General features: G+C 36.9%; 14 protein-coding genes. 7 read left to right on the top strand and 7 right to left on the bottom strand.

Annotated features, from left to right (window positions below):
* Positions 1 to 32 precede the first annotated feature (32 nt).
* Complete coding sequence (locus tag ACZ5N5_RS11590) at positions 33 to 236, bottom strand: spore germination protein GerPB (protein ID WP_054788820.1); 204 nt, start codon at positions 234 to 236, stop codon at positions 33 to 35.
* 15 nt (positions 237 to 251) lie between these two features.
* Positions 252 to 470 carry a spore germination protein gene (locus ACZ5N5_RS11595; protein ID WP_054788819.1) on the bottom strand — a complete coding sequence of 73 codons (219 nt, stop codon included), beginning with the start codon at positions 468 to 470 and terminating at the stop codon, positions 252 to 254.
* A gap of 197 nt (positions 471 to 667) precedes the next feature.
* Between ACZ5N5_RS11595 and ACZ5N5_RS11600 the strand changes: the two genes are divergently transcribed.
* From ACZ5N5_RS11600 to ACZ5N5_RS11620, 5 genes are all read left to right on the top strand, one after another.
* Positions 668 to 1,849 carry a DUF418 domain-containing protein gene (locus tag ACZ5N5_RS11600; RefSeq protein ID WP_277678520.1) on the top strand — a complete coding sequence of 394 codons (1,182 nt, stop codon included), beginning with the start codon at positions 668 to 670 and terminating at the stop codon, positions 1,847 to 1,849.
* A 119-nt stretch (positions 1,850 to 1,968) separates the two neighbouring features.
* Complete coding sequence (locus tag ACZ5N5_RS11605) at positions 1,969 to 2,349, top strand: YisL family protein (protein ID WP_054860540.1); 381 nt, start codon at positions 1,969 to 1,971, stop codon at positions 2,347 to 2,349.
* A gap of 172 nt (positions 2,350 to 2,521) precedes the next feature.
* Entirely contained in the window at positions 2,522 to 4,366 is a 1,845-nt protein-coding gene (gene asnB / locus ACZ5N5_RS11610) for an asparagine synthase (glutamine-hydrolyzing) (RefSeq protein ID WP_277678522.1), read from the top strand.
* 31 nt (positions 4,367 to 4,397) lie between these two features.
* Positions 4,398 to 4,844 carry a hypothetical protein gene (locus ACZ5N5_RS11615; RefSeq protein ID WP_054788818.1) on the top strand — a complete coding sequence of 149 codons (447 nt, stop codon included), beginning with the start codon at positions 4,398 to 4,400 and terminating at the stop codon, positions 4,842 to 4,844.
* 188 nt (positions 4,845 to 5,032) lie between these two features.
* Complete coding sequence (locus tag ACZ5N5_RS11620; protein WP_277678523.1) at positions 5,033 to 6,457, top strand: alpha-amylase family glycosyl hydrolase; 1,425 nt, start codon at positions 5,033 to 5,035, stop codon at positions 6,455 to 6,457.
* Positions 6,458 to 6,685: 228 nt separating this feature from the next.
* Here the strand turns inward: ACZ5N5_RS11620 and ACZ5N5_RS11625 are convergent, their stop codons facing one another.
* Positions 6,686 to 7,546 carry an SDR family oxidoreductase gene (locus tag ACZ5N5_RS11625; protein WP_277679633.1) on the bottom strand — a complete coding sequence of 287 codons (861 nt, stop codon included), beginning with the start codon at positions 7,544 to 7,546 and terminating at the stop codon, positions 6,686 to 6,688.
* Positions 7,547 to 7,602: 56 nt separating this feature from the next.
* Positions 7,603 to 8,466: a DegV family protein gene (locus ACZ5N5_RS11630; protein ID WP_054860546.1), complete on the bottom strand. Its 864-nt coding sequence runs from the start codon at positions 8,464 to 8,466 to the stop codon at positions 7,603 to 7,605.
* Between the two features lie 246 nt (positions 8,467 to 8,712).
* On the opposite strand from ACZ5N5_RS11630, the gene ACZ5N5_RS11635 reads away from it, so the two are divergent.
* Together ACZ5N5_RS11635 and ACZ5N5_RS11640 are read left to right on the top strand one after the other, a co-directional pair.
* The gene (locus ACZ5N5_RS11635) at positions 8,713 to 9,561 is read left to right on the top strand and encodes a YitT family protein (RefSeq protein WP_109985071.1); all 849 of its coding nucleotides are present in this window, start codon (positions 8,713 to 8,715) and stop codon (positions 9,559 to 9,561) included.
* A gap of 83 nt (positions 9,562 to 9,644) precedes the next feature.
* Positions 9,645 to 10,466, top strand: a complete 822-nt coding sequence (locus ACZ5N5_RS11640; protein ID WP_277679634.1) for a BsuPI-related putative proteinase inhibitor — start codon at positions 9,645 to 9,647, stop codon at positions 10,464 to 10,466.
* A 35-nt stretch (positions 10,467 to 10,501) separates the two neighbouring features.
* Here the strand turns inward: ACZ5N5_RS11640 and ACZ5N5_RS11645 are convergent, their stop codons facing one another.
* The 3 genes from ACZ5N5_RS11645 to ACZ5N5_RS11655 all read right to left on the bottom strand — a co-directional run bounded on the left by ACZ5N5_RS11645 (position 10,502) and on the right by ACZ5N5_RS11655 (position 12,061).
* A complete protein-coding gene (locus ACZ5N5_RS11645; protein WP_054789347.1) occupies positions 10,502 to 10,765 on the bottom strand; it encodes a NifU N-terminal domain-containing protein in 264 nt (87 codons plus the stop codon).
* Positions 10,766 to 10,927: 162 nt separating this feature from the next.
* The gene (locus ACZ5N5_RS11650; RefSeq protein ID WP_054789346.1) at positions 10,928 to 11,119 is read right to left on the bottom strand and encodes a DUF3813 family protein; all 192 of its coding nucleotides are present in this window, start codon (positions 11,117 to 11,119) and stop codon (positions 10,928 to 10,930) included.
* 93 nt (positions 11,120 to 11,212) lie between these two features.
* Positions 11,213 to 12,061 (bottom strand): Cof-type HAD-IIB family hydrolase, encoded by an 849-nt coding sequence (locus ACZ5N5_RS11655; RefSeq protein WP_109985069.1) that lies wholly within the window; start codon positions 12,059 to 12,061, stop codon positions 11,213 to 11,215.
* Positions 12,062 to 12,206 lie beyond the last annotated feature (145 nt).

Genomic DNA, 12,206 nt, shown 5'->3' on the forward strand with positions numbered 1-12,206 from the left:
CTCCTTAAGACTAGACTAGGTTTTTTTAAAGCTTAAGGTGGTGCTAATGGTACTAAAGGCGCGCTCAATCCTTGTGGTTCAGCAGGCTCCGCTTTTTCTTCATAACCACCTGTATTATATAGCTGAGATAGTGCTTGTATTTGACCAGTGCTTCCAATTTGTAATACTGATGAATTAGTTACACTGCCCACCTTTAGAAGATGTATATAAATGGATTGATGTACTGTTAACTGCATAGAATCACTCACTTATTACAAAGCATTTATATTTTGATCAAATTGATCCTCATCGACAAGACTTGTGTAGGCATTTTCAAGATGTACTTGGATGCCATCCCCCGTATTAAAGGATCCACCACCTGCAAAGGTTTTAACTTGGCTATATGGTTGGACTCGATAGACATCCCCAATATGAAAGATGCCCGATGAACCAATACTTACCACTTTTACAGCACCTACGATGGCTGGCATATACAATCTCCTAACATTTAAAGTTATCCATGATTAGTTTATGAAAAAGTAAAGAGTTTGTGAAAATGACATTAAAACTAGTCTCTGCAAAGGTTATAGGATAAAATAAACACAGTATGTTATTTTTTAGAGTATAAGAAAACTAACGCTTCCACTAAAGCACAAGCGAATGTGAGTTTTCTAAGGGGGATGTAATCATGAATCAATTAAAACCAGTTCAAGAAAAACTAAGATTACCTTGGATAGATGCAGCGAGAGGTTTTGCAATTTTTGGCATATTTATCGTCAATCTTCCATCGTTTCATGGTCCTTACTTTTTATATGGAAATGGTACGAATTACTGGGGAAATGAAGAATCTGGTATCCTTTCGATGATTATTGATATCTTTTTTCAAGCTAGCTTTTATTCTTTATTTTCCTTCCTATTTGGTTTTGGGATTCAAATGATGTTAGAAAATCTGCATTCTAAAGGAATTCAAGCTACCCATACGCTGTCACGTAGATTAACCATGTTATTAGTATTTGGAGTTATCCATGCTTTTCTTATATGGCACGGGGATATATTAATTAGCTATAGCATTATCGGTTTTCTTCTGCTTTTCTTTCTAAATAGAAAAAATACAACGTTAATCATCTGGAGTGTCTCCTTGTTACTTGCACCAGTAGTACTATTTACTGGATTATTATATTTAGCAAGTCAGTTTACTTTAGATATAACAAACCAGGCTGCAATTGAGGCATCCTACCAACATTACGGATCAGGCTCGATACTTGATATCCTCCAGCAAAACCTTGCAGATTGGCTTTTTGCCAATAATGTTTATTCATTTATTTTGATTGCATGTAATCTCTTACCGATATTCTTACTTGGTACACTGTTTGCACGTAAGAAGTGGTTACATCAAGTGGACGTCCATTTACCGATATTGAAGCGAATTTGGCTAATTTCGTTGTCGTTATTTTTTATTTTTAAAGCAGGGCCCCATTTTATAGGAAATCCTTTATGGCTTTCGATGCTACAGGATACTGTTGGTGGAGTGAGCTCGGCCATCTTTTATATCACCACGATCACCTTACTATATCGAATGATACCTTCATTGTTCAGAGGATTGGAATACGTGGGAAAAATGGCGTTATCCAATTATATTTTGCAATCACTTGTAGGGGTACTATTATTTTATTCGATCGGTTTTGGTTTGTACGGGGAATTGAGTCCACTACAAACAATACTAATAGCATTTTTTGTATTTCCTATTCAAATAATTCTCAGTTGGCTCTGGCTGAAACGTTATAAGAGAGGACCACTCGAGTGGGTATGGCGGAGCTGGACATATCGAAAAAAACTTACAAATAAAAGAAAGCAAGAGCTTGCTAGCTAAGGATTGTGTGACAATGTAGTGAAGTGTAGGCTCGGAAATGAAAAATTTAAGATTACATGGTATGATACTCTTATCTAGTGAGTTTATTAAAAACTTTGAAATGATTGGGGGAAGGAAGATTGACACATTTACATATCACAGCATGGGTGTTGGCACTAATTTTATTAGTGATTTCGTACTCCATGTATAAAAAAGGGAATAACAAGGTAGGCAAAATAATACACATGATTGTTCGCTTGGATTACTTATTAATCTTATATTCAGGTGGATCATTGTTCGCGGATTATGCAACAGCAGGCTTGCCTGAATTTCCACTATTAGGCGAGCTAATTGTGAAGCTAATTGCAGGGTTATGGGTGATTTCTTCAATTGAGATGATTTTAGTCAAAGCCTCAAAGCAAAAGCCAGCGAAAAGCTTCTGGATACAATTCGTGATTGCGTTTATTATTGTTTTAGTATTAGGTTTTTTCCGCTTACCAAATGGTTTTTATTTTGGATAATAGAATGTAGCCCCTGCTTCTTGCTGAAGCAGGGTTTTTTCCTATCCTCGTTATTGTCCCACCTATTATTCTCCACACACCTTTCTATATAGAGAAATTTTTCAATCATTTTCCCTTTAAGTAAGCATAAATTAATAAAAGCGAGGCAGTGAAGAAAGGTGTGAGACGAAGTATGTGTGGCATTGTAGGGTGGATAGACTTTAGTCGTAACGTGCATAAGGAGCACCATAAGCTTGAAAAAATGGTTGAAGCAGTAGCGCATAGAGGTCCCGATGAAACGGGTTATTGGTATGATACACATATAGGCTTTGGTCACCAACGGTTAATTGTCGTTGATCCAGAAGGCGGAAAACAGCCAATGAAAGAAATGGTGGATAAAAATCGATATGTGCTCATTTATAATGGCGAGCTTTATAATACAGAAGATTTAAGAAAGGAATTGTTAAAAGCTGGCTGGACCTTTCATTCTCATTCTGATACGGAAGTTTTGCTAAAGAGCTATATAGAATGGGGAGAATCTCATGTAGAGAAGCTAAATGGTATATTTGCTTTTGCAATATGGGATTCAGCAAAGGAACAATTATTTCTAGCAAGAGATAGAGTAGGCGTGAAACCATTATTCTTTAAAAAACACGAACATGGACTTTTATTCGGATCTGAGATAAAAGCTATTTTAGCAAATAATGAAGTCAAAGCGGTTATCGATCAACAAGGATTAGCAGAGTTATTTGCTGTAGGGCCCTCCAGAACTCCTGGGAATGGCGTGTTTCATCAAATTGAAGAATTGCGAGCAGGACATGTTGGAATATTTGATAAAAATGGCTGGAGAACAGCTAGATATTGGAATGTTGTTAGTGAGAAACATACAGAGTCAGTGGAGGAAACAGCACAAAGAGTGAAGGAATTACTAGAGGACGCAGTCGAAAGACAGCTTGTTTCCGATGTGCCGCTTGGAACATTTTTATCAGGAGGAGTTGACTCTAGTGCAATAAGTGCGATTGCAGCCAATTATTTAGCAAGTCAAAATCAAAGCCTGCGAACGTTTTCTATTGATTATATCGGTAATGATCACTATTTTCAGAGTAGTGATTTTCAGCCAAATCAAGATAAAACCTATATCGGGAAAATGGTTCATGCATTAAATACGAAGCATAGCAATTATGAAATGGATAATCAAACACTTGCTACACTGTTAAAAGATGCCGTGAAATATCGAGATCTGCCTGGAATGACAGATGTGGATTCTTCTTTATTATGGTTTTGTGAACAAACAAAAAAACAAGTGACGGTAGCATTATCCGGTGAATGTGCAGATGAAATCTTTGGAGGATATCCATGGTTTTATCGAAAAGAAGATTTAGAGCGAAAAGGCTTTCCATGGATTCGATCTTCAGAGGTAAGACAGCAGCTACTTAGAAACGAATTACAATCGAAGCTTTCTTTAGAAGAATATGCACTCAATAGATATAAAGAAACCATAGATGAAACCCCCTTACTAGATGGAGAGGATAAGGAAGAGACAGAACGTAGACAAATGTTTTACCTGAATATGCAATGGTTTATGCCGACATTATTAGACAGAAAAGATCGAATGAGTATGGGAGCGAGCTTTGAGGCAAGGGTTCCATTTAGTGATCATAGACTAATTGAATATGTTTGGAATATTCCCTGGGAAATAAAGACCATAGGTAATCGGGAAAAAGGAATTTTGAGAAAATCTTTAGAGGGAATTTTGCCTAAGGATATTCTCTACCGTAAGAAAAGTCCCTATCCTAAAACACATCATCCGGCATATACACAAGCTGTTGTCGAATGGATGCATACAATATTAGAGGATAAAGATGCGCGCTTGTTTGAAATATTAGATAAATCTGAGGTCAAACAATTAGTCGAGCAAAAAGCGACAAATATTCAAGTACCATGGTTTGGTCAATTAATGACAGGCCCACAGTTATTAGCCCATTTAGGTCAAATGGATTTTTGGTTAAGAGAATACAATATTGAATTAAGGCTATAAGATAGATTGGTAAAGGGAAGTAGTGACAAATATGCGAAAAAGCTGGATCATTATCTTTATTGTTTTTCTACTTCAACCATTCCTCCAAATAAAAGGAGTAAATCTCGATTATCCTTTTATTGTAATGGATGGAAGGATATATCGGGTGGTGGTTGAGGAAGAGGTAAGTACAGATTTAATTGGGAAATCAGTCGGTCGAGTGTCCGCTTTGATTGACGAATCGGATTCAATAAAGGGCAATGCCTCTAATTTTTATCCAGTTGGTACAAAATATCATATCATTTACGACACGGATCCGAGAAAGGTATTAGCAGTCGCAGATGATGGAAAATTTAAAAAGGCGATTTATCAAATGGATATCCCTTTTCACTGGAGTACACTAGTATATAATTTTATTCCATTTTTATTTTTAGGTTGTTTAATTGTATTACACGTTAGGAAAGAAAAATATCGAAAGCAAGTAAGAAGAGAGCGTTGATTAGCTTTCTTCTTTATTTTTAGACAGAACTAACCACCACTTTTTTTAGCTCGAGAAGAAGCATCATTTACTAATACCGATGCTAAACAGATGAAAAAACTTCTACTCTCTTTATTCTCTCTCTCATTTGACATTTCTCTGTTGTCTAGGATAATAGAAGACGAACTATGAAAAAGAGGGGACAATAGATGAAAAAAACAAAATATAGCATCATTTCACTAATCGGGCTTATGATCGTCACTTTGTTTCTCCCACTTCATGTTACAAAGGCTGAGGAAGTCAGGGATGAGACGATTTATTACATACTAGTAGATCGATTTGTCAATGGGGACAGTTCTAATGATGGAGAATTGAATATTGAAGATTCAAAAGCGTTTCATGGAGGAGATTTAGATGGGGTAATGGAAAAAATACCTGATCTAAAAAAGCTAGGCATTACCACGATTAATCTTAGTCCAATAATGAGTACTAATGCCTATCATGGTTTTAGCACACTAGACCACCAAACGATCCATAAGTCATTCGGAAGTATTGTCAGGTTGAAACAATTAGTCGAGCAAGCACATAAAGAAGAGATGAAGGTAATATTAGATTTTGTTGCAGATAATGTAGCTCCAAATCATCCTTTAGCTTCCGATCAAGACTCCACCTTATTCGGTGAGCAAGTAGCTACTATCGATACAAGAAATGAGCAAGTACAGCAGTATTTATTAGAAGCTGCAAGTTATTGGCTGAAAGAAGCGAATATAGATGGTTTTCACCTTTATCTAGATGGAGAGGCAGACGAAACCTTTATTCAAGCATTTGAACACCAAGTAAAAGAGGAGAAAGAAAATGCCATTGTTCTAGTAGATGGAGCAGAAGAAGGAAATTTAGTAGTAAATCATGAATTTCAAAACGAAGCTGTTGCTCTATTGAAACAGGCAGGAACTTCCTTGAAGCCTTTATTTGATGAGGAGGATTTTCTGCAATCTGACCAAATTCTATCGATGGAAACAGTCTTTTCCAATCGTTTCGCTTTCGAATCAATGCAAGAAGAATACCATCCTGTAACAAGGTGGAAGCTTGCCGCAACCCTTCTTTACGCATTACCAGGCTCTGCTTTCTTTTATCAGGGTCTCGAAGTGCCAATGGATAATGGTGTAGCTGAGCCTGATCACCGAATGGCAGAATTAAATAAAGAGGATGAAGAGATTACGCAACATTTGGAAAAGCTTGCAACTATTCATCGTGAATCAAAGGCATTATCAGAAGGAGATATGGAATTTGTTGAACAAGTCGGGGAGATGACAGTATTTAAAAGGACTTATCAAGATGAGACATTGTATGTTGCGATAAATAATGATACACAAACGCAAACGGCTACGATTGAGAATTTGGGATCAAATAAGCAGTTAAAAGGTTTACTAGAGGATAACTTGATAAGAGAACAAGAAGATGGAAGCTACAAAATCACCTTAAACCGGGAGACAAGCAATATTTTTGTCCTAGAGGAAAACACAGGATTAAACTGGTTCTTTATTGCAATGATGATCGTTATTTTCGGAGGATTTGTTGCTTTTGTGATCGCACTAAATAGAAGAGCAAAAAAAGGGGCTGGGACAAAAGAGTAGTAAAGCAGGAATAATCCGAACGTTAATATTTGTGCACTGTAACCGCTCCGTCAAAATACTTCGCTTTCCGTGGGCACGGCCTCAGCTAACTTTGCAAAGGAAACCACTTTGCAAAGTGGATCTTCAGCTCGTGCTGTTCCCACAGGAGTCTCCGTATTTTGACTACGCTCAGTCAGAAGGTTGTTCGGATTTTCCTTCTTCCTATTTAGTTATGTCCCAGCTTCTTTTTTAGATAATTTGCCCACCATTAACATGAATCGTCTGTCCAGTTACATAGTTGGCATCATCACTAGCTAAATAGACATAGGCTGGGGCGACTTCACTTGGCTCACCAGGTCTCGCCATTTCAGAATCTGACCCAAAGGTAGAAACAGCATTTTCATCAAAGGTAGCAGGAATGAGTGGTGTCCAGATTGGACCTGGAGCAACACTGTTCACACGAATTCCTTTAGATACAAGTGACTTCGCTAGCGACTTGGTAAAAGTAGTAATCGCACCTTTTGTGCTCGAATAGTCAATTAAGTTTTCACTACCTTTGAATGCGGTAATAGAAGAGGTGTTAATAATAGAGCTCCCTTTTTGTAAATGAGGGAGAGCTGCTTGTGTCATATAGAAAAATGAAAAAATATTTACTCGAAAAGTCCGTTCTAATTGCTCCTCTGTAATCGCTAGAAAATTTTGCTGTGGAAATTGCATGGCAGCATTATTTACAAGGATATCCATTTTTCCAAATTGCTCGATGACTTGCTCCACTACCTGATAACAGAAATTACGATCTGCTATATCTCCTCTGAATAGTTGACATGTCACCTGTTCTTGCTCAACCAATTGCCTTGTATCGTTTGCATCCTTATCCTCGTCAAAATAAATAATGGCAATATTTGCTCCTTCTCTTGCATAATGCAGAGCAACTGCCTTGCCAATTCCACTATCTCCACCAGTAATGACCGCAACTTTACCCTTCAGTTTATTACTGCCTACATAATTTTTCGTTATGCTTATTGGAATAGGATTCATCTCATACTCCAAGCCTGGCTGGCGGTTTTGATGCTGCTTTGGGAGAATTGGTTTCTTTTGACTTTTAGTCATTTTACTCACCTCATACTATTGTTTTTCCTAGTATGAGCTATTTCGAGCGAAAAATGCTAATTTTTTGGAGGTTGATTTAAGAAAAACAAGGCGAGTGTTCCTGGCCCTGAATGAGCACCAATAGACGAGCCAACCATATTCATTTTGATTTCCTTTACTTTCCATTTCTCTTGAATCAATTCAGCGAGCTGGTTAGCGACATCCTCTACATCTCCATGACTAATACCTATCGTTTGCTTTTCAAGATCAACACCACGCTCTTCCATGACTTCCACCATACGTTTCAATACCTTTTTGGAGCCACGGACCTTTTCTAGAGGGATTAGTTTGCCATCTTCCATATGTAATAATGGCTTGACCTTTAGTAGGGTGCCAACGAAAGCAGCTGTTTTACTAACACGTCCACCACGATATAAATATTCTAAATCATCGACAGTAAAAATATGTTCCATGTTTTCGTAATAATATTGACTTACTTCGAGCACTTCCTCTAGAGTTGCTCCATGCTTTACCATCTCAGCAGCCTTTATTACAACTAATCCATAACCAAGAGAAGCACACTTCGTATCTAAGATATGAAGATTAAAATCCGGATAGTTCTCCTTTACTTGCTGTTCCATTAATTTCGCAGATTGATAAGTTCCGGAAAGTTCTGAAGAAAAGGCTAAATAAATTACATCATCACCCGCCTTGGCGTGCTTCTCAAAAGTATCCTGAAATACCTGTGGACTCACTTGTGCTGTTTTGGGTGATTTTCCAGCTCTCATTTCCTCATAGATAGTCTTCGGTGAAATGGAAATCCCGTCCTCGTAGTTTTCTCCATCTAATTGAACCGTAAGTGGCACCATCTCAATGTCATACTGTTTATAATCTTCTACGGATAAATCTGATGCAGAGTCAGCAATAATTTTAATTGTCATTTTCCTTGCCCTCCTTTATGATAGATAGGTCATGTATGGATGTCCTATTTTTGCTTAATATAAGTTTAAGCGTAACAGGGTCATCCGTCAAAACAAATTATGTAATATTTTCATGTAAAGCATGATTTAAAAGTGTTAGGATAGGGTATGGGAAGGTAGCCATCCTTTGCTTACTAGGCAAGGGGTGATTAGCGTCTGTTGATCGAATTAGGTGAACAAATGCTAGGATAAATGGGAGGTGTACATATGTTTTTAATTCAATCTAAAAGAATTGCTATTGTTATTATAGGTGCTTTATTAAATGCGATTGCCCTGAACTTCTTCTTTATAGCTGCAAATGTTTATGCAAGTGGTTTTACTGGTATCTCTCAAATACTATCCACAATTTTTACAGACTATTTTGGCTTTGAAAATGTTAGTACTGGTATTATGCTCTTTATCTTAAATATTCCTGTTGCGATTTTAGGATGGTTAAAAGTTGGGAAAGGATTTACGATTTATAGTTTTCTTTCCGTCATTTTTACTTCATTATTTCTTGAAATTCTCCCGATTATCGAATTGTCGAATGATATTATCTTAAATGCGGTATTTGGTGGTGTGATTGCTGGTTTCGGTGTAGGGATTACTCTAAAATGGGGTGCTTCAACAGGTGGCTCCGACATTATAGCAATGGTCCTTTCTCGAATGAAGGATAAACCGATCGGTGGCTATTTGATGGCGATAAATGGGGCTGTTATTGTCATTGCAGGTTTATTAAATGAACCTGAAAATGCGCTCTATACATTAATTGGTTTATATGTCACTACAAGAGTGATTGATGGTATTCATACAAGACATGAAAAGGTTACAGCTATGATTGTGACAAAGAAAGCCGATGAGCTACAACGTGCCATTCATGACACTATGATACGTGGAATTACGATTTTGCCAGTAAAGGGAGCTTACACAAAGGAAGATAAAAATATGCTATATTTAGTAATAACGAGATATGAGCTCTATGATTTAGAAAGAATTATTCAAGAAGTGGATGAGAATGCATTTACGAATGTTATCCAAACCGCAGGGGTCTATGGCTTCTTTCGAAGAAATGATTGAAACTTTTATCAGAGAAAAACGACTATTCCATTAAGGAAGCCTTACGGGGTTGGCTAAATCTGTGGGATAGGAAGGAGTTTCCAATGAAGAGAATCGTTTTATTAATTTCTATGATTATCCTGCTTACCAGTTGTGGAACAAGTGATAAAGAGGAGACAGCAACGGGGGAAACACAAGAAGAAATGGCAAGCGAGGAGATAGTAATGGACGAGGAAACGAAACAATTAATTGAAAATTTCGAAATGACGGCTGGGGCAGAGCAAACTGAAGAAGGAATTATCTTTACGATGGAATTACAAAATAAAAATGAAGAAGATCTTAGCTTAACTTTCTCTTCGGGGCAACAGTTTGAAATATTATTAACAAAAGATGGCGAAAATATTTATCGATATTCTGAAGAAAAAATGTTTACACAAGCATTAATTGATAAAGAGATAAGAAGCGGGGAAAAGCTATTTTGGAAAGAGATATGGCAGCCTAAAAGGGAGTTAGAACCAGGTAAGTATCAAGTAGAAATAATGCTTTTACCTCAAGAAATAAACCGTCAAAAAATAAACCAATCTGCTTTTACAAAAAAGCTTACTCTTGAGCTTTCCGACATACAAGAAGAATTAGAGGAAGTACAAGAGCCTTTTCGGAATATAGAGGTCTCAGGTAAGCATGGAAATTATCAATTAAAAGGAGAAATCCATGGTTCTATTGGAGAAGCCTACTATGAGGTTGAAGATGGTCATCAATATTTAGTTGAGCAAACTCCAATAGAGGTAGAAGGTGAGACATGGCAGGAATTTCAGTTAGATATTATCATTTCAGAGGATTTAATTCCACAAAACGGTACATTAATGCTTCTATTGTTTAACAAAGACCGTTCTATTCAATTACCTGTAGTTCTTGAACAGCAATAAAAAAAGGCGAGGATGAATGTCCTTGCCTTCAATCACTAATAACCATAGCTTGTAATGGTTTCTTCAATTTGTTTTGTTAATAGATCCCACTCAACATCTGGTTTTTTATTAACGGTAATAAAATGTTGAAATCCAAAAACATTATCAACACCATCAAGTTTCATTAGATCATTTAAAATATCATGTTCACTTGTTTGACCAGGCATAACCGAAATACTACTATTACCTTCAAAGATCATTCTATCACTTGTGAATTTCATTGCATTCGGGTTTGGAGTTGCTTCAATGTGAATACTCATAATCTTCCCTCCTATATGTATCCGTACTCGCCTCTATCATATCAGAAATCATGGAATTTAAAAAGAAAAAAAGATCTAAACTCCACCCCTTTACAAAAAAACATGAAAATCAACCAACTGAGCATGAGCTCAGCTGGTTGTGTAAGTCCTCTAGCCTTATATTTAACGATTGTTTTGCTTTAACTGTTGCTCTAATTGACGTAACTCCTGTTGCTCTTCTGCAGTAGCATTTGTATAAGCTGATTGAATTGCATCTTGAGCAGCTTGCTTATCCTGCTCACTCATGCTGTTACCACCCATAAGACGATTGACAGCATTTTTAGCTTGTTCAAACATTCTGTTTTGTTGTTGCATCATAAGGCCCTCCTTGTTGAAAGAAAAATAAGCACGAACACCTCAAGGGGATGTTCATACTTATTATGACTAATCATTCGTTTGTTATTCGATTTATTCTTTAACAATGACTGGGTTTTTCACTAAATTTAAATAATCCGCTAAAAATGTACCGATTCCATCCTCTTGATTTGTGGACGTTTCATGGTTCGCGATCTTTTTTAGTTCCACTATAGCATTCCCCATAGCGACTCCAATCCCAGCATATTCAATCATTTCTAGATCATTATCCTCATCTCCAAAGGCAATAATGTTCTCTTGTGGGATATGGAAATAATGGGCTATTTTCTTTAATCCGACAGCTTTATGGACGCCTTTCCGTACAACCTCAATAATTTCCCAAGGCACTCCCCATTTTCGGTGCTCAATGACAGAAGCATGTTCGTCACTTAAATATTGCCTCAATTCGTCAATATGCTCCTCCTTCGGATGGATTAACAAAGAAGTAGGGTCTTCCGTTAATTGGTTTTTCAAACTTCCTACAGTAATCAGTTCTTTATCTCCTGGTTCCGTAAAGAAATCGATAATTTTATCACTATGTCTATCTAGGTACATATTATCTTGAATTTCGGCAAAAATATTCTCTACTTCAAAATCATAGCATGTTTGAATAATTCTTTTTGCTGAACGATTTGGTAATGGGGAATGTATCGCATCCCAATTGGAATCAAATGGATGGTGGATTAACGCACCATTAAAGTTAACCATAGGAGTCTGTAAACCGAGCTCCTTATAATACATAATACTGGATCGATGAGGTCTTCCTGTTGCAATTACGACAATATGTCCTTCGTTTATTGCTTCCTGAATTACTTTTTTGGTAAAAGGACTAATTTTTTTCTGTTCCGTTAATAAAGTACCGTCCAAATCCAGTGCAATAAGATGTCTTTTACTACTACTCATTTTTATCCCCCCACTCTGTAAGTCGTATTGTCAAAATATTTCTTACCCAAATAGCTTTTAAGCTTGATTTAATAACTTTTTACACAAAAAAACTTGCCACCCCCTTCAAAATAGGGTATTTATGAGGTAACCACACACTCAAAAT

It is taken from the genome of Gracilibacillus sp. JCM 18966 (assembly GCF_055392695.1).